Genomic DNA, 25,599 nt, shown 5'->3' on the forward strand with positions numbered 1-25,599 from the left:
TGGATGCCGCGGCGTCATGTGTTCCTGCGCAGCGCCTCCGTCAGCCGGCCCGCGGGCCCGCTGCCCGGCGGGCCCTACGGCGGTCCGCGGGATGCCGCGGTGCCCGGGCACACCGCGCGGGGCGCCGTGGACCGACGCCCCCCGGAGGACGAGGCCGCAGGCCTGGAGGCGGGACGCCTCCAGGCCGGCCCCCTGTTCCGGGACGAGACGCAGCAGGAGCCCATGCCGCCGAACCCGGCACCGCAGCCCGCACCGCAGCAGGAACCGGGCGAGCCCCCGCAGAAGAAGCGCGCGGGGCGCGACCTGCGCGCGGCGATAGGGGTGGGCGTCGGGCTCGGCGCCGTCGTCGTCGCCGCACTGTTCGTCGTCAAGGCCGTCTTCGTCGGGGTGATCGCGGCGGCGGTCGTGGTCGGCCTGTGGGAGCTGACCAGCAGGCTCGACGAGAAGAAGGGCATCAGGGCGCCGATCGTCCCGCTCGCCGTGGGCGGCGCCATGATGGTCGTCGCCGGCTACGTGTGGGGCCCGCAGGGCGCCTGGCTCGCGATGGCGCTGACCGCGCTCGCGGTCCTGGTCTGGCGGATGGCGCAGCCCCCCGACGGCTATCTGCGGGACGTCACCGCCGGCGTCTTCGCGGTCTTCTACGTGCCGTTCCTCGCCACCTTCGTCGCACTGCTGCTCACGGCACACGACGGCCCCTGGCGCGTGCTCACCTTCATCATCCTCACCGTCATCAGCGATACGGGCGCGTACGCGGTCGGCTGGCGCTTCGGCAGCCACAAGCTGGCGCCGCGCATCAGCCCGGGCAAGACCCGGGAGGGCCTCGCGGGCGCAATCGCCTTCGCCATGGCGGCGGGCGCGCTGTGCATGCACTTCCTCGTCGACGGCGGGCTCTGGTGGCAGGGGCTGCTGCTGGGGCTCGGCGCCGCGGTCAGCGCCACGCTCGGCGACCTCGGCGAGTCCATGATCAAGCGGGACCTCGGTATCAAGGACATGGGGACCCTGCTGCCCGGACACGGCGGGATCATGGACCGGCTGGACTCGCTGCTGCCGACCGCGCCGGTGGTCTGGCTGCTGATGGTGGTGTTCGTGGGGTCCCACTAGCCGCAGGGGGCACGGGCCGCAGGCCGCACGCACCGCGTCGCAGGCCGCACACCGCACCGGCCGCGCCGCGCGCCGGCTGCCGGGGCCGCTTCGGCCGGGCGGGTGCCCCGGCCCGAGCAGGTACGCTGATGGGGTCCGCCGCGTGACGCGGTGGACCCCTTTGTGCTCCGCCCCGTCCCGCCCGGCCCCGCGCCGCGGCGGCCGTCCCGTGAGACCGCCGGGGCGGCCCCGGGCCCCGCGCCCCCGTGGCGCGCCGCGGCGGACGGGATCCGCCACACCACTGTCGTACCGAGGAGTTGTCGCCGATGGCCGCGCCCAAGCCGGGGGAACTGACGTTCGCCGCGCCCAAGGGCGCGAAGCGCCCGCCGCGGCACCTCGCGGACCTCACGCCCGCCGAGCGCCGGGAGGCGGTGGCCGCCGCGGGCGAGAAGCCGTTCCGGGCCAAGCAGCTGTCCCAGCACTACTTCGCGCGGTACGCGCACGACCCCGCCCAGTGGACCGACATCCCCGCCGCGTCCCGGCAGCGGCTCGCGGACGCGCTGCTGCCCGACCTGATGTCGGTGGTCAGGCACATCTCCTGTGACGACGACACCACCCGCAAGACGCTGTGGCGGCTGCACGACGGAACGCTCGTCGAGTCGGTGCTGATGCGCTACCCGGACCGGGTGACCATGTGCATCTCCTCGCAGGCGGGCTGCGGCATGAACTGCCCGTTCTGCGCCACCGGGCAGAACGGGCTCGACCGCAACCTCTCGACCGCCGAGATCGTGCACCAGATCGTGGACGGCATGCGCGCCCTGCGCGACGGCGAGGTGCCGGGCGGCCCCGCCAGGCTCTCCAACATCGTCTTCATGGGCATGGGCGAGCCGCTCGCCAACTACAACCGGGTCGTCGGCGCGATCCGCAGGCTCACCGACCCGGAGCCCGACGGACTCGGCCTGTCCCAGCGCGGCATCACCGTCTCCACGGTCGGCCTCGTCCCCGCGATGCTGCGCCTCGCCGACGAGGGCCTCAAGTGCCGCCTCGCGGTGTCGCTGCACGCCCCGGACGACGAACTGCGCGACACGCTCGTGCCCGTGAACACCCGCTGGAAGGTCCGGGAGGTGTTCGACGCCGCCTGGGAGTACGCGGAAAGGTCGGGCCGCCGCGTCTCCGTCGAGTACGCGCTGATCCGCGACATCAACGACCAGGCGTGGCGCGGCGACCGGCTCGGCCGGCTGCTCAAGAACCGGCGCGTGCACGTCAACCTGATCCCGCTCAACCCGACGCCCGGCTCGAAGTGGACCGCCTCGCGCCCCGAGGACGAGAAGGCGTTCGTCGAGGCGATCGCCGCGCACGGCGTCCCGGTGACCGTGCGGGACACCCGAGGCCAGGAGATCGACGGCGCGTGCGGCCAGCTGGCGGCGGCGGAGCGCTGAGCGCGGGGGCCGCGGACCCGCGGGGCCCGCGCCCGCGCGCGGGGCGGCGTCGCGCCCGGTGTGTACCCTGGGGGCGCACGCACGGCACACATCCATACCGTATTCACCCGACAGGGGAGCGCCACAGCGCTGAGAGTGCGGCGAAGGCCCGGGACAGCCCGGCCGCGGCCGCAGACCCTCTGAACCTCGCCCAGGTCATTCTGGGTAGGAAGTTCGGTCGTTGCTCAAGCTGTTGCGCCCTGCCCGCACCCGCCCGCCCGGCGGCCGCGGGCAGGGCCGCGTCTCTTCCTGGACTGGACGTCCCAGGAGGAACCGAGAAGTGTCCACCACCCGCAAGCTCGCCGCCGCGGTGGTCGCCGCGGCGCTCGGCGCCGCCGCCCTCACCGCCTGCGGCTCGGACGGCCCGTCCGGCGGCTCGGGCGCCACGAGGACGAAGACCGTCACGCTGGTCAGCCACGACTCCTTCGCCGCCTCGCCCGCCGTGCTCAAGGAGTTCACCAAGGAGACCGGCTACACGGTCAAGGTGCTCAAGAGCGGCGACGCGGGCGAGGCCGTCAACAAGGCCGTCCTCACCAAGGGCGACCCGCAGGGCGACGTCTTCTTCGGCGTCGACAACACCCTGCTCAGCCGCGCCCTCGACAACGGCCTCTTCACCCCGTACACCGCGAAGGGGCTCGACCGGGTCGACCCGTCGACGCAGCTCGACCGCTCGAAGCACCGCGTCACGCCGATCGACAGCGGCCACCTCTGCGTCAACTACGACCGCGCCTACTTCGCCAAGCGCCACCTCGCACCGCCCGACACCTTCGCCGACCTGGTCAAGCCGCAGTACAAGAACCTGCTGGTGACCGAGAACGTCGCCACCTCCTCGCCCGGCCTCGGCTTCCTTCTCGGCACCGTCGCCGCGTACGGCGACTCCGGCTGGCAGGGCTACTGGAAGAAGCTCAAGGCCAACGGGGTGCAGGTCGTCGACAGCTGGGAGCAGGCGTACGACGAGGACTTCTCCGGCTCGGCCGGCGGCAAGAAGGCCAAGGCGACCAGGCCCCTCGTCGTCTCGTACGCGTCGAGCCCGCCCTCCGAGGTCCTGTACGCCAAGCCGCGGCCGAAGACGCCCGCAGAGGCGCCGACCGGCGTGGCGACCGGGACCTGCTTCCGGCAGACCGAGTTCGCCGGCCTGCTCGACGGCGCGAAGAACACCGCCGGCGGCAAGGCGCTCATCGACTTCATGATCGGCAAGCGCTTCCAGGAGGACATGCCGCTCCAGATGTTCGTCGACCCGGTGGTCGACGACGCGAAGGAGCCCGCGGTGTTCAGGACGTTCGGCGCGAAGGTCGCCCACGGCGAGACCATGGCGCCCTCCCGGATCGCCGCGCACCGCGACCAGTGGGTCCGGACCTGGACCTCGCTCCTGGTGAAGTGACGTGTCCCTCGCTCCGCACGACGTGACGGGCGCCGGGCCCGCGGGAGGCGCCCCCGCGCCCCGCGAACCGCGCCCGGCAGGGCCCCGGCGCCGGGCTCTGCGGCCGGCGGCGGTGCGGCTCGCGCTGATGGCCGTGCCGTTCGCGTTCTTCGCCGTCTTCTTCGCCTACCCGGTCGCCGCGATCGTCGGACGCGGCCTCAGGACCGCGGGCGGCTGGCAGTTCGCCGCGCTCGGCGAGGTGCTCGGGCGCCCCGACATCCTGCACATCCTGTGGTTCACGCTCTGGCAGGCGCTCGCCTCGACGGGGCTCACCCTGCTGATCGCGCTGCCCGGCGCGTATGTCCTCGCGCGGTTCGCGTTCCCCGGCAAGCAGGTGCTGCGGGCCGTGGTGACCGTGCCGTTCGTGTTGCCGACGGTCGTCGCGGGCACCGCGTTCCTCGCGCTGCTCGGCCGGGGCGGCCTCCTCGACCAGCTGTGGGGCGTGCGGCTCGACACGACGGTCTGGGCGATCCTGCTCGCCCACGTCTTCTTCAACTACGCCGTCGTCGTACGGACCGTGGGCGGCCTGTGGGCGCAGCTCGACCCGCGGCAGGAGGAGGCGGCACGGGTGCTCGGCGCGACCCGCTTCGCCGCCTGGCGCCGCGTCACCCTGCCCGCGCTCGGCCCCGCGGTCGCCGCGGCCGCGCTGATGGTCTTCCTGTTCACCTTCACCTCCTTCGGCGTCATCCAGATCCTCGGCGGGCCCGGCTTCGCCACGCTCGAAGTGGAGATCTACCGGCAGACCGCGCAGCTGCTCCAGCTGCCGACCGCCGCGGTCCTCACCCTCGTCCAGTTCGCGGCGGTCGGCGCGGTGCTGGCCGTGCACGCCTGGACCGTACGGCGCAGGGAGAGCGCCCTGCGCCTGGTCGATCCCGCGCGCACCGCGAGCAGGCCGCGCGGCGCGGGGCAGTGGGCGCTGCTCGCGGGGGTGCTCGCCAGTGTCGCGCTGCTGCTCCTGCTGCCGCTCGGGGTGCTGGTCGAGCGGTCCCTCGACACCCCGGGCGGGTACGGCTTCGCGTACTACCGGGCGCTCACCGCCGTCGACACCAGCGGCACGTTCCTGGTGCCGCCGCTGGACGCCGTGTGGAACTCCGTGCGGTACGCCGTCGTCGCCGCGGCGATCGCCCTCGTCGTCGGGGGGCTCGCCGCCGCTGCCCTGACCCGCAGGGCCGGGCGAGTGGTGCGCGCCTTCGACGCGCTGCTGATGCTGCCCCTCGGCGTGTCCGCGGTCACCGTCGGCTTCGGCTTCCTGATCAGCCTCGACACGCCGCCGCTCGACCTGCGCAGCTCGTGGATCCTGGTGCCGCTCGCGCAGGCGCTCGTCGGGGTGCCGTTCGTCGTCAGGACGATGCTGCCGGTCCTGCGGGCGGTCGACGGCAGGCTCAGGGAGGCGGCGGCGGTGCTCGGCGCCTCGCCGCTGCGGGTCCTGCGCGAGGTGGACCTGCCGCTGGTGCGGCGGGCTCTGCTGGTGGCGGCGGGCTTCGCGTTCGCCGTCTCGCTCGGCGAGTTCGGCGCCACCGTGTTCATCGCGCGGCCGGACAGCCCGACCCTGCCGGTCGCCGTCGCCCGCCTGCTCGCCAGGCCGGGCGACCTCACCTACGGCGAGGCGATGGCCCTGTCCACGGTCCTGATGGCCGTGTGCGCCGTCTCGCTGCTGCTGCTCGAACGCATCCGCACCGACCGCTCGGGAGAGTTCTGATGGCGCTGCTGACCCTGGACGGAGTGACCGTGCGGTTCGGGTCGCACACCGCGCTCGACGCCGTACGGCTCGACGTGGCCGAACACGAGATCGTCAGCGTCCTCGGGCCGAGCGGCAGCGGCAAGTCCACGCTGCTGCGGGTCGTCGCCGGCCTCGGCGCGCCGGACGCCGGGCGGGTGCTGCTCGACGGCGCCGACCAGGCGGCGGTGCCGGTGCACCGCAGGGGCGTCGGCCTGATGTTCCAGGACCACCAGCTGTTCCCGCAGCGCGACGTCGCGGGCAATGTCGCCTTCGGGCTGCGGATGCGGGGCGCCTCCCGCGCCGACCAGGCGGCCCGCGTCGCCGAGCTCCTCGACCTGGTGGGGTTGCCGGACGCGGGCGGGCGCGCCGTGGCGGCGCTCTCCGGTGGCGAGCAGCAGCGGGTCGCGCTCGCCCGGGCGCTGGCGCCGCGGCCCCGCCTGCTGATGCTGGACGAGCCGCTCGGACAGCTCGACCGCGGGCTGCGCGAACGGCTCGTGGTCGAGCTGCGTGCCCTGTTCAACCGGCTCGGCACCACGGTGCTCGCCGTCACGCACGACCAGGGCGAGGCGTTCGCCCTCGCCGACCGGGTGGTGGTGATGGGCGGCGGCCGGATCGCGCAGACCGGCACGCCCGCCGACGTCTGGCAGCGCCCGGCGTCCGCCTTCGTCGCCCGCTTTCTCGGCTTCGACAACCTGGTGCCCGCCACCGTGAGCGGCGAGGTCGCCGACACCCCGTGGGGCAAGCTGCCGGTGGCGCCGGGCTCCCCGCAGGGCGAGCGGACCGTGCTGGTGCGCCCGGCCGGCGTGCGGCTCGCCGGCACGGGGGAGGGCGCGGAGGGGCTGCGCTGCACCGTCGGGGCGAGGACGTTCCGGGGCAGTCGGGTCGCCGTGCTCCTGCGCCCCGAGGACGGCTCGCCCCCGCTGGACGCCGAATGCGCGCTGGCCGAGGCACCGGCCGAAGGCGCCGCGGTCAGCGCGGCGTTCGGCCCGGCCGACGTGCTCGTCCTGCCCGACGCGCCCGGCAGGTAGGGCCCGGCGGGCCCGGCGTCAGAACAGCAGCGCGTAGTAGCGCAGCCTCGCGTCCTCGCCGATCACCCGCAGCCCCGCGGCCTTGAGCACGCGCTGCGACACGGTGTTGTCCAGGTCGGTGTCGGCCCGTACGCCCGTCACGCCGAGCGTGCGCAGCCGTGCGACGAGACCGCGCAGGGCCTCGGTGGCATAGCCGTTGCCGCGCTGCGACGCGATGACGCTGTAGCCGACCGTCACCGTCTCGTCGGCGGCCGGAGGCCCGTGCAGCCCGAGGCCGCCGATCGCGCACCCGTCGGACCTGCGGCGGATCTCGTACGTGCCGAACGGCGCGGGATCACCGCTGATCGAGCACACCGCGAGGTACGAGCTGACGCCCTTCACGTCGAACGCGTCCGGATAGCCGGGCGCCCAGCGGTCCCCGGGCCCCGGCTCGCCCGCCACCACCCGCTCGGCCTCGTCCGGCGTCAGCGCGTGCAGCACCAGGCGCGCCGTCCCCACGTCCCCGGGGGCGGCCATCAGACGCCGGCCGCCCGCCGGGTGAGCCCGGCCAGGGCCGCCGGGGCCTCGTCCACGGTGGCGACCAGCGCGATGCGCTCCGCCATCGGGCGCCCGGCGGCGAGCGCCGTCAGCAGCGGCCAGACGGGCAGGGTGCGCGTCCAGTGCTCCTCGCCGACCAGCACCATCGGGGTCGGCTCGCCGCGCGAACCGTAGTAGTTGGCCGTCGCGTCGTCGAAGACCTCCTGCACGGTGCCCGCGGCGCCCGGCAGGAAGACCACGCCCGCGGTGCAGCGGGCCAGCAGCCCGTCCTCGCGCAGCGCGTTGGCGAAGTACTTCGCGATGTGGCTCGCGAACGCGTTGGGCGGCTCGTGCCCGTAGAACCACGTGGGGATGCCCACCGAGGCGCCGCCGTGCGGCCACCGCTGCCTGATCTCGAAGGCGGCGCGCGCCCAGTCGGTCACCGACGGGCGGAACGACGGAGCCTTGCCGAGGAGTTCGAGCGCCTCCGCCAGCACCTCGGGCCCGGCGCCCGCGAGGTACGCGCCGAGGTTGGCGGCCTCCATCGCGCCGGGTCCGCCGCCGGTCGCCACGGTGAGGCCGGAGCGCGCCAGCGTCCTGCCGAGGCGGGCCGCGCCCGCGAACGCGTCGGTGCCGCGCTCCGTCGCGTGCCCGCCCATCACGCCCACCACCCGCGCGCCCGCGAGGTGTTCGTCGAGCGCGTCGGAGATCGCGTCGTCGTGCACGGCCCGCAGCATCGACGCGAAGACGTCGCCGCTGCCGTGCGTCCGCAGGGACCAGGCGTGGGCGAGGGCGTCCGGCGTCGCCTCGTACCCCTCGTCGAGGTTCTCGAAGAGCTGGTCGGGGGTGTAGAGCAGGCCGCGGTACGGGTCGAACGGCAGGTGCGGCACGGGCGGGAAGACCAGCGCACCGTCCGCGCGGACCTTGGCGAGCGCCCCGGGCTCCATCGGGCAGCCGAGGAAGACGGCGCCCGCCGTGTCCAGGCCGAGCAGTTGCCGCGTGCGGCCGGTCAGGTCGACGGACTGTACCCGGAAGCCGGCCAGCGCGCCCCCCCGCGGCCCTGCGGTCGAACTCCTTGAGCGTCTCGATCTCGCGGTCCTCGGGGAGCCCCGAGCCGCCGGCCTCGCCAGGGTCCTGTCTCTGCTGCGGTATCGCCACCGCGCCATCGTAGTGCGGCGCGGTGGCGCGGAAGGCCCCGGCCGCCGCCCCGTCAGGCGCCGAGCGGAGCCGCGGCCAGCGCGGCGACCAGCCAGGTCAGCGGGGCGAAGGCGGCGGCGAGCACGAGCACGCGCACACCCGCCGCGGTGCGCAGCACCGTCGCGGGCGCCCCCAGGTCGAGCAGCGAGCGCGAGGTGTCCTCCCTGGCCTGCACCGCCTCGACGGCCGCGGTCAGCAGCGTCGCGACGGCGCAGCCGGTGACGACGGCGGCGCCCAGGCCGGTCAGCGTGCCGTACGGGCGCTCGTCGCCGGGCCCGTAGAGCGCGGCGGCCGCGAACGCGCCCGAGACCACCGCGCACAGCACGCCGAGCGGGCGGCCGATCCGCGCCGCCTGGCTCATCAGCGCCCGGCCCGCGAGCAGCCGCACCGCTCCGGGCCGCGCGGCCTGGAGCAGCCGCCCGCACAGGTGGCTGACGCCCGGCCCGACCAGCGCGAGGCCGACCGCGGTGAGCGCCCAGCCCGCCAGCACCCCGGCCGGGCTGCCGTCGAAGTGACCGGGCAGCGGCACGGGGGCGCCGTGGCCCCGGCTCGCGTAGGTCTCCACGGCGAGGCCCGCCGCGGTGAGCGCCACGCCCCACGGCAGCCCGACCGGCGCGGGCGCCTCACCCGTGGCCCTGGCGTACCGGGCGCGGGCCGCGGGGCGCAGCGCGAACGCGGCGGCGGCCGACGCGAGCACCGGCACCACGGCGAGCAGCAGCGCCACCGCCGCCGCCGGCAGCGGCCGGTCGGCGGCCAGCAGGTCGCCCGCGGCGCCGTCCAGGGGGAGCCCGCTGCCGTCGCCGCGCAGGTGCCAGAAGACCAGCAGCGCGAGGAGCGAGCCCGCGGCCGAGGAGGCCGCGGTCGTCACGGAGGCGTACGCGGTCAGCCTGACCGGGCCGAGGCCGATCGCGGAGAGCCCGGGGCGCGGCGTGGTGCCGGGGTCGGTGCGGGCCACCGCCACCGCGAGCTGCACGACGGCGGCGGCCGGGATCACGCACCACACCAGGCGCACCACGGCGCCCTCGGGGTGCCCGATCGCCCACATCAGGGTGGCGAGCAGCAGGAAGCCGACCCCGGCCGACGCGGTGGCGACCAGCAGGCGGCGGAGCTGGACCAGCGGGCGCGAACCGCGCGCTAGACGGAGAGCGAGCACGCTTCCTGCCCCTCGTCCGAGCCGGTGGCGGAATCCGCGCGGCGGCCGTCGACCAGCCGGACGGCGCGGTCGGCGAACTCGGCGGCCTCCTCGTCCACGGAGGCGAGCACGACGGTGATGTGGTGCGAGCGCGCGGCCGTGGTCAGCGTGCGCAGCACATGGGTGCGGTCGCCCGCGTGCAGCGCGGCCGTCGGCTCGTCCGCGAAGAGGACCGTGGGGGCCGCGGCGAGGGCGCGGGCGACGGCGATCCGCTGCCGCTGGTCGCGGGGCATCCGGTCGGGTCTGGCGCGTGCGCAGTCCGCGACGTCGAGGCGTTCGAGCCAGTCCATGGCGGCGGCTCGCGCGGCGCGGTGCGGGGTGCCGCGCAGCAGCAGCGGCAGCGCGGCGTTCTCCCAGCCGCTGAGTTCGGGCACGAGCGAGGGCTCGGCGCCCACCCAGGCGAAGCTGTCGGCGCGCAGCCGCTCGCGGCGGGCCGCGCTGAGGGTGTGGATCGGGTGTCCGTCGAACCAGACCTCGCCCTCGTGCGGCACCTGCTGCCCGGAGAGGCAGCGCAGCAGCGTGGTCTTGCCGCTGCCGCGCGGGCCGAGGACGGCGAGGATGTCGCCCTCGCGCACCCCGAGCGAGACCCCGGTGAGCGCGGGGAAGCCCCCCGGTGAGCAGTGCAGGGAACGAGCCTGGAGGACGTCGTTGTCGGGCGGGGCCACCATGGCGTACACCTCGGTTCTGATCGGACGGCCCGCAGCCGCCGCGGCGGCGGGCTTCGGAGCAGATCGTCAGGGGCACGGTAGGAGGCGGGGCGCGGGCCGGGGGAGAGGTACGCGGCGCGGGTGCCCCTCTCTCACCCGATCGGTGGCACCCGCGGCGCGGTGGCCTTCGGGGGTGCCCGTGGAGCCCCGGGCTCCACGGGCACCCCCGCGTGCTCAGAGCTTCGTCCAGGCCTCCGTGAGGACCTGGCGCAGGATGCCCTCGATCTCGTCGAACACCGCCTGGTCGGAGATGAGCGGCGGCGCGAGCTGGACCACCGGGTCGCCGCGGTCGTCGGCCCTGCAGTACAGGCCGTTGTCGTAGAGCGCGTGCGAGAGGAAGCCGTACAGGACCCGCTCGGTCTCCTCGTCGGTGAACGTCTCCTTGGTGGCCTTGTCCTTGACGAGTTCGATGCCGTAGAAGAAGCCGTTGCCGCGGACGTCCCCGACGATCGGCAGGTCGTGCAGCTTCTGGAGCGTCGTCAGGAACGCGGACTCCTGGTCGAGCACGTGCTGGTTGAGGCCCTCGCGCTCGAAGATGTCGAGGTTGGCGAGGCCGACCGCGGCGGAGACCGGGTGCCCGCCGAAGGTGTAGCCGTGCAGGAAGGTGTTGTCGCCCTGGTAGAACGGCTCGGCGAGCCGGTCGGAGACGATGCAGGCGCCGATCGGGGAGTAGCCGGACGTCATGCCCTTCGCGCAGGTGATCATGTCCGGCACGTAGCCGAACTTGTCGCACGCGAACATCGTGCCGAGGCGGCCGAAGGCGCAGATCACCTCGTCGGAGACGAGCAGCACGCCGTACTTGTCGCAGATCTCGCGGACCCGCTGGAAGTAGCCGGGAGGCGGCGGGAAGCAGCCGCCCGCGTTCTGCACGGGTTCGAGGAAGACCGCGGCGACGGTCTCGGGGCCCTCGAAGAGGATCTGCTGCTCTATCTGGTCGGCGGCCCAGCGGCCGAACGCCTCCGGGTCGTCGCCGTGGATCGGCGCCCGGTAGATGTTGGTGTTGGGCACCTTGTGCGCGCCGGGGACCAGCGGCTCGAACGGCGCCTTCAGCGCGGGCAGTCCGGTGATGGACAGCGCGCCCTGCGGGGTGCCGTGGTAAGCCACGGCGCGGGAGATGACCTTGTGCTTGGTCGGCTTGCCGGTGAGCTTGAAGTACTGCTTCGCCAGCTTCCACGCCGTCTCCACGGCCTCGCCGCCGCCCGTCGTGAAGAAGACCTTGTTGAGGTCGCCGGGCGCGTAGTGCGCGAGCCGCTCGGCGAGTTCGACCGCCTTGGGGTGCGCATACGACCAGACGGGGAAGAAGCCGAGCTCCTGGCCCTGCTTGTACGCGGTCTCCGCCAGCTCGTGCCGGCCGTGGCCCGCGTTGACCACGAACAGGCCGGAGAGCCCGTCCAGGTAGCGCTTGCCCGCGTCGTCGTAGATGTAGGTGCCCTCGCCACGCACGATGGTGGGCACGGGTGCGTTCTCGTACGACGACATGCGGGTGAAGTGCATCCACAGGTGGTCGTACGCGGTCTTGGAGAGGTCCTTGCTCACGGCTATCGGGTTCCCCACATGTAGGTCTGCTTCTTCAGCTTGAGGTAGACGAAGCTCTCGGTGGAGCGCACGCCGGGGAGCGTGCGGATCCGCTTGGTGATCACGTCGAGCAGGTGGTCGTCGTCCTCGCAGACGACCTCGACCATCAGGTCGAAGGAGCCCGCGGTCACCACCACGTACTCGCACTCGGACATCGCGGTGAGCGCCTCGGCCACGCTCTCGATGTCGCCCTCGACGCGGACGCCGACCATCGCCTGCCGCCTGAAGCCCACGGTGAGCGGGTCGGTGACCGCGACGATCTGCATCACGCCCTGGTCGAGCAGCTTCTGCACGCGCTGGCGCACCGCTGCCTCGGAGAGCCCCACGGCCTTGCCGATCGCCGAGTAAGGGCGGCGCCCGTCCTCCTGGAGCTGCTCGATGATGGCGAGGGAGACGGCGTCGAGCCCGTGGGCGGAGCCGTTCCCGTTCCTGAACTCTGCGCTGCGACTGACCACGCTCCTCACTCTGCCTTGCTCCTCGTCCGTCCCGCAACCCTCTGCCGATGAAATTCGTTGTTCTGAGGCCTGAAATAAACCGAATCCGAAGTTACGGGGCGTCGGGCCTGTCGAAAGCGTCGCCCTCCTGGCTAGGGTGGGTGTCTCACGTATCGGACAACGGAACGACAGGAGGGGTGGCAGTGACCACCGAGCCGCGCCGTCTGCGCAACTACATCAACGGAGAGTTCCGGGACGCCGCCGACGGGCGCACCACCGACGTGGTGAACCCGGCCACCGGCGAGGTCTACGCGACGGCGCCCCTGTCGGGCCCCGCGGACGTGGACGCCGCGATGGAGGCCGCCGCCGCGGCCTTCCCCGCCTGGCGCGACACCACGCCCGCCGAGCGCCAGAAGGTCCTGCTGAAGATCGCGGACGCCTTCGAGGAGCGAGCGGAGGAGCTGATCGCCGCCGAGTCGGAGAACACCGGCAAGCCCCTCGGCCTCACCCGCACCGAGGAGATCCCGCCGATGGTGGACCAGATCCGCTTCTTCGCGGGCGCCGCCCGGATGCTGGAGGGCCGCTCGGCCGGCGAGTACATGGACGGCCTCACGTCCTTCGTGCGCCGCGAGCCGCTCGGCGTCTGCGCGCAGGTCGCCCCCTGGAACTACCCGATGATGATGGGCGTGTGGAAGTTCGCCCCGGCGCTCGCCGCGGGCAACACCGTCGTCCTCAAGCCCTCGGACACGACGCCCGCCTCCACGGTCCTGATGGCCGAGATCATCGGCTCGGTCGCGCCCGCCGGCGTGTTCAACGTGATCTGCGGCGACCGCGACACCGGCCGCGCCATGGTCGAGCACCCGACGCCCGCGATGGCCTCCATCACCGGATCGGTCCGCGCCGGCATGGAGGTCGCGGGAGCCGCGGCCAGGGACCTCAAGCGCGTCCACCTCGAACTCGGCGGCAAGGCACCCGTCATCGTCTTCGGCGACGTCGACATCGCCAAGGCCGTCGAGGGCATCTCCGTCGCCGGGTTCTTCAACGCGGGCCAGGACTGCACGGCCGCCACCCGCGTCCTCGTCCACGAGTCCGTCCACGACGACTTCGTCACCGCGCTCGCCAAGGCGGCGGCCGAGACGAAGACCGGCGCCGCCGACGACGAGGACGTGCTGTACGGGCCCCTCAACAACGCCACCCAGCTGGAGCGCGTCGCCGGCTTCATCGACCGGCTGCCCGCGCACGCCAAGGTCGAGGCGGGCGGCCACCGCGTCGGCGACCGCGGCTACTTCTACGCGCCGACCGTCGTCTCCGGCCTCAGGCAGGACGACGAGATCATCCAGAACGAGGTGTTCGGGCCCGTCATCACCGTCCAGTCCTTCACCGACGAGGCCCAGGCGCTCGCGTACGCCAACGGCGTCGACTACGCCCTCGCCTCCTCCGTGTGGACCAGGGACCACGCCCGTGCCATGCGGCTGTCCAAGGCCCTCGACTTCGGCTGCGTCTGGATCAACACCCACATCCCGCTGGTCGCCGAGATGCCGCACGGCGGCTTCAAGAAGTCCGGCTACGGCAAGGACCTCTCCTCGTACGGCTTCGACGACTACACGCGCGTCAAGCACGTGATGACCGCCATCGAGGACTGACCCGGCGCCAACGCCCCGGGCCGCGGGCGGCGGGGGTCAGAGCCTGCGCAGCCCGTCGCGCACGGCGGCCAGCAGGCCGAGGTGCCCGGCGCCCGCCACCGTCAGCGGGGGGCGCGCGAGGAGCAGCCCCGCCGCCACCAGGTCCCCCGCGAGCACCTTCGTCACCGAGACCGGCAGGCCGAGCGCGGCGGACACCTCGGCGAGCGCCGTCGCGTGCCGGCACCGCTGGAGGATCAGGCGGTGCTCGGGCTGGAGCCCGGCCGGCTCCACGGCGCCGCCCCGTGGGTCGGGGACCGTGGCCAGCACCGTGATCAGAGTGAGGTCCGCGTACTCGGGCGCGGTGCGGCCCGCGGTGATGGTGTAAGGGCGGACCATGGTGCCCGCGCCGTCGTCCTCGCCGTCGGGATCCCCGTCCCCGGGGAGCCCGGGGTCCGCGGGCGGCTCGCGGCCTGTGCCGCCGCCCGCGGGGTCCGCCGCGCCGTACACGTGGCGGTTCACGCCCCGTGCGCGCCCTGCGCGGTCCCGGCGGGGCCGCCTGCGGGCGTTTCGGCGCCGAACGCGTCGCGGGCGCGCGCCCCCAGCTTCCTGCCGACCTGCTGCACCAGCTCGTGCATGGCGAGCGACATCACCTCGGCGTCCACCTCCTGAGAGGCGACCACCGCCAGGTGGGCGCCCTCGCCCGCGGAGACGATGAACAGCCACAGGTCCGCCAGCTCCACCAGCACCTGGTGCACGGTGCCTCCGTCGAACAGCCGGCCCACCCCGCGGGCGAGACTCTGCTGCCCGGTGCAGATCGCGGCGAGCCGCTCCGCGTCGGCCGGACCGATCGTGGCGGACGCGGCCATCACCAGGCCGTCGTCGGAGAGCAGGACGGCGTGCCTGGTCCCGGCCACGGAGTCCACGAGGCCGTCGAGGAGCCAGTCCAGGTCCTGGTGCGGGGCGGTCGTACGCGTCATGGCCGTTCTTCTCTCGTGTCCGGAGGGGTGGGGACGGGGGGTGGCTGCTGCGCGCGCGGCTCCGCCGCTGCCCTGCGGGCGCGGGACTGCCGCTGGAAGGCGCCGATGGCGGCGCCCGCGTGCCGGGCCGAAGGGGGCGGCGGCGGGTCCCCCGCAGGGCCGCCGCCGGGGGCGCCGCGCAGCCCGTCCGCCAGGGCGGCCTGCCGCACCCGGCGCGGCAGGGGCGCGTCGACGGGCCCCGCACCACCTGAGGCGTACGCCCGGTCCCCGCCGGCCGGCGGCGGGCGGGGACCCGCGGGGCCCAGCAGCTCGGCCGGGTCGGGCGGGGGCGGCGGGCCCGCCGCAGGCGGTGGGGGAGGGGCGGCCGTCAGCTCGTCCGGTACGAAGACCACGGCGCGCGTGCCGCCGGAGGCCGAGGGCAGGAACTCCACGCGCAGCCCGTACTGGCCGGCGAGGCGTGCCACGACGTGCAGGCCGAGCCGCACGTCCTCGGCGCGCGCCAGCACGTCGGGGCGCGGCGCGCTCAGCATCAGCTCGTTGGCCTCGGCGCGCTGGTCCTCGTCCAGGCCGAGGCCCTGGTCCTCCACCTCGATCACGACGCCCCTGCCCACCCGGGCGGCGCGCACCTCGACGGGGCTCGGCGGTCGGGAGAACGCGAGCCCGTTCTCGATCAGTTCGGCCAGCACGTGCCCGACGGGGCCGACCGCATGCGCCGCCAGCCACCCGCCGTCGCCCGGGTCGAGCACCACCCGCCGGTAGTCGTGCACCTCACCCTGCGCGGAGCGCAGCACGTCGAGCAGCGGCACGGGCCTGCGCCAGCGCCGGTGCGGCGAACCGCCCGACATGATCACGAGGTTCTCCTCGTACCGCCGCAGCCGCGCCGTCAGGTGGTCCAGGTCAAAAAGCCCTTCGAGCACCTCGGGGTCGTCGTGGCGGCGCTCCAGCTCGTCCAGCTTCCTCAGCTGCTGGCCGATCAGCCGCTGGGTGCGGCGCGCGATGCGCTGGAGCAGCCGCTCGAAGCCCCTGTGCAGCTCGGCCTGGCGGACCGCGGCGCCCAGCGCGCTCGCCCGCGCCAGGTCCAACGCCCGTCCGAGCCTGGCCAGTTCGTCGCCGCCCTCGGCGTCCTCGCCGGGGCCTGCCCCGGCGTCCACGTCGATCGCCTCGCCCTGCGCGAGCCGCTCCACGACGTCGGGCAGTGTCCGCTCCAGCTCCTCGGCGCGCTCCTGGAGCGCGCCGATCCTGCGCCGCAGCGACCTGGTCAGGCGCCACGTGGTGAGGACCACGGCCACCACGGCGGCCAGGCCGACCGCCGAGGTCAGCACCATCCGCCACAGCAGCGCGCGCACGGTGTCGTCGCCGGTGGCGACCACGTCGGCGGTGCGCCGGCGCACCAACTCCCCGATGCGGGGCGTCAGCGCGTCCATGGAGCGGCGCCAGGACGCACCGTCGGCGGTGAGCGGCACCAGGCCGTCGGGGCCCGCCGCCACCGGGACCAGCAGGCTCTGCTCCACCGCGGTCTTCGCCTGCCAGTCCTCGCCCGCCATCAGCCCGTCCCACGCGTCGCGCTCGTCGTCGGGGAGGTAGGGCAGCACCTTCACCTCGAACTCGAACGACTCCTGCGCCACCGCGTCCCTGACCTGCTGCACGGTGTCGGGAGCCAGGGCGCGCCTCGGCCAGCCGCGGGCGAGCAGCGCGTCGGAACGCGAGCGCATCTCCTCGGCCCAGAACAGGTCCATCAGCGGCTGCGCCACCGAGTTGACCCGGCTGTCGTCTGCGTGGCTGAGCGCCGTGAACAGGTGCAGGTCCACCGTGATGAGGTTCGTGTACGAGCGGTACACGGACGCCTGGTCCGCCGCGCTGCCCCGGTCCACCAGGGCGCGCTGCGCGGGCAGTTGGCGCAGCGCCTGGCGCGCCTTCGCCACCGCGTCGCGCATCTCGCCCGGCACGCCCGCCGTCTCGGCGGCGGGCCCGGCGAACGCGGCCACCGCCGCGTCCGTGCGGGCCCGCTGTGCGCCCAGGGCATCGGCAGCGCCCCGGGCACCGGCCAGCGCGCCCGCGCTCAGCGCGCGCTCCGCCTGCAGGTCCGCGTAGACGGCGACCGCGGGCAGCCCGGCCCGCTGCACCAGCCGGTTGTGCGCCTGCTCGCGCTGGAACTGGGCGTACGTCTGGCCGCTGGTGACCGCCCACAGGGCGGTGAGCGCGACACCCGGCACGAACGCCAGGATCAGGAGGGCCGCCCGCAGCGAAAGGCTCGTGGTGTCGGACCGCCGGGACACAACGCTGCGCAGGACTCGCTCCTTGCGTGGGACCGGTCGCGCACAACCGGTCAAAACCATTGGGAGGTCTGGCGATTTCGATACTAGCCATACCGCAAAAGAGGAAGAAAGTTCAGATGTCGTGCGCATGCGGTTCCCGGGCGGCGGGGCCCCGCGCCCCGCGCCCCGCAGCCCGTCAGCCCGTCAGCGCGACAGCAGCCGCACCAGGACGTCGACCCGGTTGGTGGTCAGCGCGTCGATCCCGCCGCGCACCAGCCGGCGCATCGTGTGCGCGGTGTCCACGGTCCACGCCGACACCAGCACGCCGTCCCGGTGTCCGCGCGCCACGACCTCGGAAGTCACCACGCCGAAGCGGTAGTTGACCCAGCGGGGGCGTACCGCCGCGAGCAGCGAGGGCGGCGGCGGCACCACCGTCTTCCAGGTCATCGCGATCTCCGCCGCCGCGTCCTCCGCGCGCACCGCGAGCATCGTGGACGGCGCGCCCGTCCAGTAGACGCGCCCGGCAGCGCCGCACTCGCGGACCACGCCCACCATGGTGCGCACGGCCTCGGGGGTCGCGCCCGGCAGGTCGAGCTGGAGCCGGCAGTCCGTGGCCGCGAGCACCTCCCGCAGCGCCGGCACACCGCCGCCGGTCAGCTCGGCCACGTCCGCCGCTCTCAGGTCGGCGAGCTGCCGCGGGTGGCCCCAGAGCCGCTTGAGCGAGGCGTCGTGCAGCAGCACCGGCACCCCGTCGCGGGTGAGCCGCACGTCGGTCTCGACGGCGCCCGCGCCGCGCGCGGCGGCCGAGCGGATCGAGGCGAGCGTGTTCTCCCGCACCCGGTAGGGGTCCCCGCGGTGCGCCACCGCGACGACCGTGCGCCCCGGCGCGGCGGTGGCCCGCCCGGTCACCGGGCGAGCCAGGCGTCGGTGTAGGCGTCGATCTCGGCGGCGATGCGCTGCTTGCCCGCCGCGTCGAGGAAGGACGCCTCCACGGAGTTCTTCGCCAGGTCCGCGACGCCCCGCTCGTCGAGGCCGAGGAGACGCGCGGCGACCCCGTACTCCTGGTTGAGGTCGGTGCCGAACATCGGCGGGTCGTCGCTGTTCACGGTCACCAGCACGCCCGCCTCCACCATCAGCGCGATCGGGTGCTCGTCCAGCGTCGCGACGGCCCGGGTCGCGATGTTGCTCGTCGGGCAGACCTCAAGCGGGACGCGGTGCTCGGCGAGGTACCGCAGCAGCTCCGGGTCGCGCACGGAGCTGGTGCCGTGCCCGATCCGCTCGGCGCGCAGCTCGCGCAGCGCGTCCCACACGGTCTCGGGGCCCGTGGTCTCGCCCGCGTGCGGCACCGAGTGCAGCCCGGCCGCGACGGCCCGGTCGAAGTACGGCTTGAACTGCGGGCGCGGCACGCCGATCTCGGGTCCGCCGAGGCCGAAGCCGACCAGGCCCTCGGGCCGCAGGTCCACCGCGAGCCGCGCGGTCTCCTCGGCGGCGGCGAGGCCCGCCTCGCCCGGGATGTCGAAGATCCACCGCAGGACGACGCCGAGTTCGGACTCGGCGGCCTTGCGGGCGTCCTCTATGGCCTCCAGGAAGGCGCGGTCGCCGATGCCGCGGGAGGTCGAGCTCGACGGGGTGACCGTCAGCTCGGCGTAGCGGATGTTCTGCCGCGCCATGTCGCGGGCGACCTCGAACGTCAGCAGCCTGACGTCCTCGGGCGTGCGCACCAGGTCGACCACCGACAGGTACACCTCGATGAAGTGGGCGAAGTCGGTGAAGGTGAAGTAGTCGGCGAGGGCGTCCGGGTCGGTCGGCACCTTCGAGTCGGCGTGCCGCCCGGCCAGTTCCGCCACGATGCGCGGCGACGCGGAGCCGACGTGGTGCACGTGCAGCTCGGCCTTGGGCAGCCCCGCGATGAACGGGTGCAGATCGGACATGGCTCCTCCAGTGAAGCGGCGCGGTCGGGGCGGGGCCTGGCGGGCGGCGCGGCCGGGCGTCGACGGATCATCGTATGCGGAGCGGGCGCGGGAAAACCCGGGAGGCCGGTGCGGCGGCCGAGGCCGTAGCATGGCCGGTCGGACGAGGGGGAATCGCGATGCCAGACGAGAACGGGCAGCAGCCGGACGGCGAGCGGCCGAGGGACCCGTGGGCGCCGCCCGGGCAGCGGCCGTCGCTCGACAAGCCGGCCGCCCCGCCGCAGGGCGGCTCGGTGCACGACCAGCCGACGGTCGCGGGGCAGCCGGGCGCCGTGCCCCCGCCGCCGCCCGCTCCCGGCCCCTACGGATACCCGGGGCAGCCGCCTGCGGGGAGCCCCGCCCAGGGCCCCGGGCCATACCCGCCCCCGCCCGGCTACGGCGAGGCCCCCGGCTATCCCCCGGGCCCCTACGGCTACCCGCCCTACCCCGGCGGGCCCGCGCCCTACCCGGGCGCGGCCTGGGGCACGGGCACGCCCATGCCGTCCAACGGCCTGGGCACCGCGGCCATGGTGCTCGGCATCATCTCCGTGGTCGGGTTCTGCCTGTACGGCATCTTCGGCATGATCGCCGGCATCGTCGCGATCGTCCTGGGCGTCAAGGGCCGCCGCAAGGCCGACAGGGGCGAGGCGACCAACCGCGGCGCCGCCACGGCCGGGCTGATCCTGGGGTGGATCGGCACGGTGATCGGGGCCCTGGTGATCGCCTTCCTGATCGTGGCGATCGTGATCGGCGTGCGCTCCGACCACCGCCACGACGACGACCCGTTCTCGGACGGCGACCCCTTCGCCACATCCCTGACGGTCAACCCCTGAGCCGCGCGCCTGACGGCCGGCTCGGGGCGATCATGTCGCCGAGTTCACCGTCGAGCCTGAGCCCGCGCGCCTGACGGCCCCGCAGCGGCCGTGCCCGGCGGCCTCGCGGCGGCTCCTCACACCCGGTCTCGCGGCGCTCCCCCTCATGTCATGCCGGGCCGCGGGGCCCGGCTCAGGCCGTGGCGGCGAGCCGGGCGCGGGCCTCCATCAGGGCGAGTCCAGGGGGGTGGGGCCGCGCCGGAGTGCCGGGTCCGGGGCGCGCCCGGCGTCCGCGGAGAGGCCGATACCCCAGATCCGGTCCACCGGGCTCGCCTCCACCAGGACCCGCCCGCCCGTCCCCGGCAGGAACGCCCGCAGCGCCGGGCCCCGGCCGAACTCGTGCACGCGGGCCGTCGCCACCACCAGGGCGAAGCGCTCCCGCCGCCAGACCTCCTCGTCGATGCCGCGCACCAGCCGCACCGCCGTGTCCGCTCGGCCGGGTCCGCCGCCGGGCCGTCCGCCTCCGGGTCCGTGCGGCCGGTCTGGCAGCGGGCCCCGTGACGCCCGCGGCGGACGCGTCCCCGGGTCCCGAGTGGTCGACCGATTCCGTTGCGTAACCAAAAGGAAACAACGGAATCCCTTGTTGCATGGGCGATGCTCTGCCAGGATCGGCACTCAATCGAAGCTGGAACAACGGAGAACGTTCATGAGGGACCGCTTCCAGGCAGAGAAACGCTTCGTCGACGGGGCGCAGTTCATCGGCGGGCGGCTCACGCACGGCACCTCGGGACGTACCCAGGACGTGGTGGATCCGGCCACCGGCGAGACGGTGTTCTCCTACCACCTCGCCTCCGCCGCCGACGTGGACGCGGCGGTCGCCGCCGCCGTCGCCGCCTTCCCCGCCTGGTCCTCGGCCACCCCGGGCGAGCGCTCCGACGCCCTGCACCGCTTCGCCGCCGTGCTCGCCGGGCGCGCCGACGACCTCGCGCACGCCGAGTCCCTCCAGTGCGGCAAGCCGCTGAAGCTCTCCACCGGCTTCGACGTGCCGGGCACCGTCGACAACGCCGCGTTCTTCGCGGGCGCCGCCCGCCACCTCCAGGGTGCCGCGGCCGGCGAGTACAGCGCGGACCACACCTCGTACGTACGGCGGGAGGCCATCGGCGTCGTCGGCTCCATCGCGCCCTGGAACTACCCGCTCCAGATGGCCGCGTGGAAGGTGCTGCCCGCCGTGGCCGCGGGCAACACCATCGTGCTCAAGCCCGCCGAGACCACGCCCCTGACCTCGCTGCTGTTCGCGCAGGCCGCCCGGGACGCCGGGATCCCCGACGGGGTCGTCAACGTCGTGTGCGGCACGGGCCCCGAGGCGGGCGAACACCTCGTCGCCCACCCGGACGTCGCGATGACGTCCTTCACCGGCTCGACCGCCGTCGGCAGGCGCGTCGCGGAACTCGCCGCCGCCACCGTCACCCGGCTCCACCTCGAACTCGGCGGCAAGGCGCCCTTCCTCGTCTTCGACGACGCCGATCTGGAGGCCGCGGCGCGCGGCGCCGTCGCCGGCTCCCTGATCAACACCGGCCAGGACTGCACCGCCGCCACCCGCGCCTACGTACAGCGGCCGCTGTACGACGCGTTCGTGGCACGCGTCGCCGCGCTGATGGAGAGCGTACGCGTCGGCGATCCCTTCGCCGAGGACACCGACATCGGGCCGCTCATCTCCCACGCCCACCGCGACCGGGTCGCCGGCTTCGTGGACCGGGCCCGCGCCCGCGCCCGCGTCGTCACCGGCGGCGCCGCGCCCGCCGGCGACCTCGCGGGCGGCGCCTACTACCTGCCCACGCTCATCGCGGACGCCCCGCAGGACAGCGAGGCCGTGCAGGCCGAGATCTTCGGTCCCGTCCTCGTCGCCGTCCCCTTCGACACCGACGACGAGGGCATCGCCCTCGCCAACGACACCCCCTACGGTCTCGCGGCCTCCGCCTGGAGCCGCGACGTCTACCGCACGGGGCGCGCCACCCGCGCACTGCGGGCCGGCTGCGTCTGGATCAACGACCACATCCCGATCATCAGCGAGATGCCCCACGGCGGCTACCGGCACAGCGGCTACGGCAAGGACATGTCGGCGTACTCCTTCGAGGAGTACACGCAGGTCAAGCATGTCATGTACGACAACACCGCGACCGCGGCCAAGGACTGGCACCGCACGGTCTTCGGGGACAGGACGTGACGGAAACTTCCGGGAGGGCACAGGCCATGGCAGACGAAGAACCCGAGGGCCTCTCGCCGGTCCAGCTCGCGGCGATACGGCGGCACCTCACCACGGGCAGGGGCGCCCTCACCCGCCGCTCCCTGCTGCGGTCCTGCGGGCTCGGCGCCCTGACCTTCGGCGGCTTCGCCGCGCTCACCGGCTGCGGCATCCCGGCGGCCAGGAAGGAGACCGGGCCCGGGGGCGACCCCGACCACTCGGCGCGCGAGAAGAAGGTCGTCTTCTCCAACTGGACCGAGTACATCGACGTCACCGACGACGGCAAGCACTATCCGACGCTGGAGGAGTTCACCCGGCGCACCGGCGTCAAGGTCGCCTACAGCACCGACATCAACGACAACAACGAGTTCTTCGGCAAGATCCAGCCGCAGCTCGCCGCGGGCCAGGACATCGGCCGCGACATCATCGTGCTCACCGACTGGCTCGTCGGCCGCATCATCGGCCTCGGCTGGGCGCAGACCCTCGACGCCGAGCGGCTGCCGCACGCCTACGCCAACCTCATCGACCAGTTCCGCAGCCCCGACTGGGACCCCGGCCGCGCGCACTCCTACCCGTGGGCCGGCATCCCCGCCGTCATCGCGTACAACGTCAAGGCCACCGGCGGCCGGAAGGTCGACTCCGTCTCCCAGCTCCTCGACGACCCCCGGCTCAGAGGGCGGGTCGCCTTCCTCACCGAGATGCGCGACACCATGGGCATGACCCTGCTCGACATGGGCAAGGACCCCGCCACCTTCACCACCGACGACTACGACGCGGCGATCGCCCGGCTCCAGAAGGGGGTCGACAGCAACCAGATCCGCCGCTTCGCCGGCAACGACTACACGTCCGACCTGGACAAGGGCGACATCGCCGCGTGCGTCGCCTGGGCCGGCGACATCGTCCAGCTCCAGGCGGAGAACCCCGACATCCGCTACGCCGTGCCCAAGGCCGGCTACATGATCTCCAGCGACAACATGATGGTCCCCGCGAAGGCCAGGCACCGGGCCAACGCCGAGCGCCTCATGGACTACTACTACGAGCCGCCCGCCGCCGCGCGGCTCGCCGCCTACATCAACTACGTCTGCCCCTGCGACAACGTCAGGCCGGAGCTCGCGAAGCTCGACAAGGACGCCGCGGCCAACGTACTGATCATCCCGGACGCGAAGATGCAGGCCGCATCCCACTCCTTCCGCGCCCTGAGCAACAAGGAGGACACCGCCCTCGAGCAGAAGTTCTCCCGGCTCATCGGCGCCTAGCCGGCGCGCCCGCCGCCCCTCGACCCACCAGCCACGGGACCGGAACCGATGACAGAGACCGCATCCACCGCGCCGGCCGGCGGCGACGTCCGCCTCACCGGGATCAGCAAGAAGTACGGCACCTTCCAGGCCGTCAGGCCCCTCGACCTCACCGTGCCCCAGGGGACGTTCTTCGCGCTGCTCGGCGCCTCCGGCTGCGGGAAGACCACCACCCTGCGGATGATCGCGGGCCTGGAGGACCCCACCACGGGCACCGTCTTCCTCGGCGACCGCGACGTCACCGACCTGCCCCCGCACAAGCGCCCCGTCAACACCGTCTTCCAGAGCTACGCACTCTTCCCGCACCTCGACATCTACGAGAACGTCGCCTTCGGACTGCGCAGGCGCGGCATCACGTCCGTGAAGAAGCAGGTCGGCGAGATGCTCGACCTCGTACAGCTCGGAGGCTACGCGCGCCGCAAGCCGCAGCAGCTCTCCGGCGGCCAGCAGCAGCGCGTCGCCGTCGCCCGCGCCCTGATCAACCGCCCGCAGGTGCTGCTGCTCGACGAGCCGCTCGGCGCCCTCGACCTCAAGTTGCGCCGACAGATGCAGCTCGAACTCAAGCGCATCCAGACCGAGGTCGGCGTCACCTTCGTCCACGTCACCCACGACCAGGAGGAGGCCATGACGATGGCCGACACCATCGCGGTGATGAGCGCGGGCCGCGTCGAACAGCTCGGCACCCCGGGCGAGCTGTACGAGAACCCGCGTACGACGTTCGTCGCGAACTTCCTCGGCACGTCCAACCTGATCGAGACCGAGGTCCTCGGCGCCGACGGCACGGGCCTGACGGTCTCGGGCGGCGGCTGCAGGCTCACCCTGCCCGCCGGCCGGTGCACCGCCCCCACCGCCACGGGCGGCAAGGTCCTCGTCGGCGTGCGGCCCGAGAAGATCGCCCTCACCCACGCCGACGACGCGGAGACCGTGCCCGAGGGCCGCAACCGCGTGCCAGGACGCATCACGGGCGCGAGCTTCATCGGCGTCTCCACCCAGTACGTCGTCGACAGCCCTGCCGGCCGGGGTCTTGAGGTGTACGCGCAGAACATCGAGCGCGACGGCCGCCTCGTGCCCGGTGCCGACGTCGTCCTGCACTGGAACCCCGACCACACCTTCGGCCTCGGCGCCGACCAGGACATCACCGCGGGCGAGGGGGAAGCCGCATGAGCGCCGCCACCGCGCCCCCGGCGCAGGCGGCGCCCGAAGCCGGGGAGCCGGCCGCGCGCCGCACACCGCGCCGCAAGCGGCTCGTGCCGTACTGGCTGCTGCTGCCCGGCGTCCTGTGGCTCCTCGTCTTCTTCGTCGTCCCGCTCGTCTACCAGGCGTCCACGTCCGTGCAGACCGGCTCGCTCGAAGCGGGCTTCCGCGTCACCTGGCACGTCCAGACGTACTGGCACGCGCTCCAGCTGTACTACCCGCAGTTCCTGCGCTCCCTGCTGTACGCCGCCGTCGCGACCCTGCTGTGCCTGGCCGCGGGCTACCCGCTCGCGTACCTCATCGCCTTCCGGGGCGGGCGCTGCCGCAACCTGCTGCTCGTCCTCGTCATCGCGCCGTTCTTCACCAGCTTCCTGATCCGCACCCTGGCGTGGAAGACGATCCTCGCCGACGGCGGGCCCGTGGTGGCGCTGCTGAACTCGGCGCACGTCCTCGACCTGACCAACGCCCTCGGCTGGACCAGCGGCGACCGGCTGCTCGCCACCCCGCTCGCCGTCGTCACCGGACTCACCTACAACTTCCTGCCGTTCATGATCCTGCCGCTCTACACCTCGCTCGAACGCATCGACCACCGGCTGCACGAGGCGGCGGGCGACCTGTACGCGACCCCGCTGACCACCTTCCGCAAGGTGACCTTCCCGATGTCGCTGCCCGGCGTCGTCTCCGGCACCCTGCTCACGTTCATCCCCGCGAGCGGCGACTACGTCAACGCGCAGCTGCTCGGCTCCGCCGACACCAAGATGATCGGCAGCGTCATCCAGTCGCAGTTCCTCACCGTGCTCGACTACCCGGCCGCCGCCGCGCTGTCCTTCATCCTCATGGCGGTCGTCCTCCTCGTGGTCACCCTCTACATCCGCCGGGCGGGAACGGAGGAACTGCTGTGACGAC

The 25,599-nt window shown here is 74.0% G+C and carries 21 protein-coding genes and 2 pseudogenes; 11 read left to right on the top strand and 12 right to left on the bottom strand.

All coding sequences use genetic code 11. The features are described 5' to 3' along the window. Positions 1–3: 3 nt before the first annotated feature. The 5 genes from ABEA77_RS22605 (at position 4) to ABEA77_RS22625 (ending at position 6,726) form a co-directional block, all read left to right on the top strand. The gene (locus ABEA77_RS22605) at positions 4–1,101 is read left to right on the top strand and encodes a phosphatidate cytidylyltransferase (RefSeq protein WP_345650727.1); all 1,098 of its coding nucleotides are present in this window, start codon (positions 4–6) and stop codon (positions 1,099–1,101) included. Between the two features lie 305 nt (positions 1,102–1,406). Then, positions 1,407–2,519: a dual-specificity RNA methyltransferase RlmN gene (rlmN, locus tag ABEA77_RS22610; RefSeq protein ID WP_345650601.1), complete on the top strand. Its 1,113-nt coding sequence runs from the start codon at positions 1,407–1,409 to the stop codon at positions 2,517–2,519. A gap of 319 nt (positions 2,520–2,838) precedes the next feature. Continuing rightward, complete coding sequence (locus ABEA77_RS22615; RefSeq protein ID WP_345650603.1) at positions 2,839–3,939, top strand: thiamine ABC transporter substrate-binding protein; 1,101 nt, start codon at positions 2,839–2,841, stop codon at positions 3,937–3,939. 112 nt (positions 3,940–4,051) lie between these two features. Next, positions 4,052–5,677 (top strand): ABC transporter permease, encoded by a 1,626-nt coding sequence (locus tag ABEA77_RS22620; protein WP_345650730.1) that lies wholly within the window; start codon positions 4,052–4,054, stop codon positions 5,675–5,677. Next, entirely contained in the window at positions 5,677–6,726 is a 1,050-nt protein-coding gene (locus ABEA77_RS22625; protein WP_345650606.1) for an ABC transporter ATP-binding protein, read from the top strand. The genes ABEA77_RS22620 and ABEA77_RS22625 overlap by 1 nt, the downstream gene beginning before the upstream one ends. An 18-nt stretch (positions 6,727–6,744) precedes the next feature. Here the strand turns inward: ABEA77_RS22625 and ABEA77_RS22630 are convergent, their stop codons facing one another. The 6 genes and pseudogenes from ABEA77_RS22630 to ABEA77_RS22655 form a co-directional block, all read right to left on the bottom strand. Further along, positions 6,745–7,242, bottom strand: a complete 498-nt coding sequence (locus tag ABEA77_RS22630) for a GNAT family N-acetyltransferase (RefSeq protein WP_345650610.1) — start codon at positions 7,240–7,242, stop codon at positions 6,745–6,747. Next, positions 7,242–8,394 (bottom strand): annotated as a pseudogene (locus ABEA77_RS22635) (LOG family protein). The gene ABEA77_RS22630 and the pseudogene ABEA77_RS22635 overlap by 1 nt, the downstream one beginning before the upstream one ends. A gap of 58 nt (positions 8,395–8,452) precedes the next feature. Continuing rightward, a complete protein-coding gene (locus ABEA77_RS22640) occupies positions 8,453–9,592 on the bottom strand; it encodes a hypothetical protein (protein ID WP_345650613.1) in 1,140 nt (379 codons plus the stop codon). Then, positions 9,574–10,299, bottom strand: coding sequence for an ABC transporter ATP-binding protein (locus ABEA77_RS22645; protein ID WP_345650615.1), 726 nt, complete (start codon positions 10,297–10,299; stop codon positions 9,574–9,576). Before ABEA77_RS22645 ends, ABEA77_RS22640 begins: the two co-directional genes overlap by 19 nt. A 213-nt stretch (positions 10,300–10,512) precedes the next feature. Beyond that, entirely contained in the window at positions 10,513–11,892 is a 1,380-nt protein-coding gene (locus ABEA77_RS22650; protein WP_345650618.1) for an aspartate aminotransferase family protein, read from the bottom strand. Continuing rightward, positions 11,877–12,368 (bottom strand): Lrp/AsnC family transcriptional regulator, encoded by a 492-nt coding sequence (locus ABEA77_RS22655; RefSeq protein ID WP_345650621.1) that lies wholly within the window; start codon positions 12,366–12,368, stop codon positions 11,877–11,879. Before ABEA77_RS22655 ends, ABEA77_RS22650 begins: the two co-directional genes overlap by 16 nt. A gap of 182 nt (positions 12,369–12,550) precedes the next feature. Between ABEA77_RS22655 and ABEA77_RS22660 the strand changes: the two genes are divergently transcribed. Beyond that, positions 12,551–13,990 (top strand): gamma-aminobutyraldehyde dehydrogenase, encoded by a 1,440-nt coding sequence (locus ABEA77_RS22660; RefSeq protein ID WP_345650624.1) that lies wholly within the window; start codon positions 12,551–12,553, stop codon positions 13,988–13,990. Positions 13,991–14,026: 36 nt separating this feature from the next. On the opposite strand, the gene ABEA77_RS22665 is transcribed toward ABEA77_RS22660, so the two are convergent. The 5 genes from ABEA77_RS22665 to ABEA77_RS22685 all read right to left on the bottom strand — a co-directional run bounded on the left by ABEA77_RS22665 (position 14,027) and on the right by ABEA77_RS22685 (position 19,264). Next, the gene (locus ABEA77_RS22665; RefSeq protein WP_345650627.1) at positions 14,027–14,488 is read right to left on the bottom strand and encodes a DUF742 domain-containing protein; all 462 of its coding nucleotides are present in this window, start codon (positions 14,486–14,488) and stop codon (positions 14,027–14,029) included. After that, positions 14,485–14,946, bottom strand: coding sequence for a roadblock/LC7 domain-containing protein (locus ABEA77_RS22670; protein ID WP_345650630.1), 462 nt, complete (start codon positions 14,944–14,946; stop codon positions 14,485–14,487). Before ABEA77_RS22670 ends, ABEA77_RS22665 begins: the two co-directional genes overlap by 4 nt. Next, a complete protein-coding gene (locus ABEA77_RS22675) occupies positions 14,943–17,222 on the bottom strand; it encodes a sensor histidine kinase (protein ID WP_345650633.1) in 2,280 nt (759 codons plus the stop codon). The genes ABEA77_RS22670 and ABEA77_RS22675 overlap by 4 nt, the downstream gene beginning before the upstream one ends. A 183-nt stretch (positions 17,223–17,405) precedes the next feature. Next, positions 17,406–18,110, bottom strand: coding sequence for a glycerophosphodiester phosphodiesterase (locus ABEA77_RS22680; RefSeq protein WP_345650636.1), 705 nt, complete (start codon positions 18,108–18,110; stop codon positions 17,406–17,408). After that, positions 18,107–19,264, bottom strand: a complete 1,158-nt coding sequence (locus ABEA77_RS22685; RefSeq protein ID WP_425588363.1) for an adenosine deaminase — start codon at positions 19,262–19,264, stop codon at positions 18,107–18,109. The genes ABEA77_RS22680 and ABEA77_RS22685 overlap by 4 nt, the downstream gene beginning before the upstream one ends. Positions 19,265–19,290: 26 nt before the next feature. Between ABEA77_RS22685 and ABEA77_RS22690 the strand changes: the two genes are divergently transcribed. Then, positions 19,291–19,983, top strand: coding sequence for a DUF4190 domain-containing protein (locus tag ABEA77_RS22690; protein ID WP_345650642.1), 693 nt, complete (start codon positions 19,291–19,293; stop codon positions 19,981–19,983). Between the two features lie 172 nt (positions 19,984–20,155). On the opposite strand, the pseudogene ABEA77_RS22695 reads toward ABEA77_RS22690, so the two are convergent. Further along, a pseudogene (locus ABEA77_RS22695) lies at positions 20,156–20,463 on the bottom strand (NADAR domain-containing protein); the annotation flags it as partial. A gap of 205 nt (positions 20,464–20,668) precedes the next feature. On the opposite strand from ABEA77_RS22695, the gene ABEA77_RS22700 reads away from it, so the two are divergent. The 4 genes from ABEA77_RS22700 to ABEA77_RS22715 are packed head-to-tail and all read left to right on the top strand — an operon-like array spanning position 20,669 to position 25,595. Beyond that, complete coding sequence (locus ABEA77_RS22700; protein ID WP_345650644.1) at positions 20,669–22,186, top strand: gamma-aminobutyraldehyde dehydrogenase; 1,518 nt, start codon at positions 20,669–20,671, stop codon at positions 22,184–22,186. Between the two features lie 26 nt (positions 22,187–22,212). Beyond that, positions 22,213–23,460 carry an ABC transporter substrate-binding protein gene (locus ABEA77_RS22705; RefSeq protein ID WP_345650647.1) on the top strand — a complete coding sequence of 416 codons (1,248 nt, stop codon included), beginning with the start codon at positions 22,213–22,215 and terminating at the stop codon, positions 23,458–23,460. A 48-nt stretch (positions 23,461–23,508) separates the two neighbouring features. Further along, positions 23,509–24,663 (top strand): ABC transporter ATP-binding protein, encoded by a 1,155-nt coding sequence (locus ABEA77_RS22710; protein WP_345650650.1) that lies wholly within the window; start codon positions 23,509–23,511, stop codon positions 24,661–24,663. Beyond that, a complete protein-coding gene (locus tag ABEA77_RS22715) occupies positions 24,660–25,595 on the top strand; it encodes an ABC transporter permease (protein WP_345650653.1) in 936 nt (311 codons plus the stop codon). Before ABEA77_RS22710 ends, ABEA77_RS22715 begins: the two co-directional genes overlap by 4 nt. Positions 25,596–25,599: the final 4 nt, after the last annotated feature.

Source organism: Streptomyces tremellae (assembly GCF_039540215.1).
GTDB lineage: Bacteria > Actinomycetota > Actinomycetes > Streptomycetales > Streptomycetaceae > Streptomyces > Streptomyces tremellae.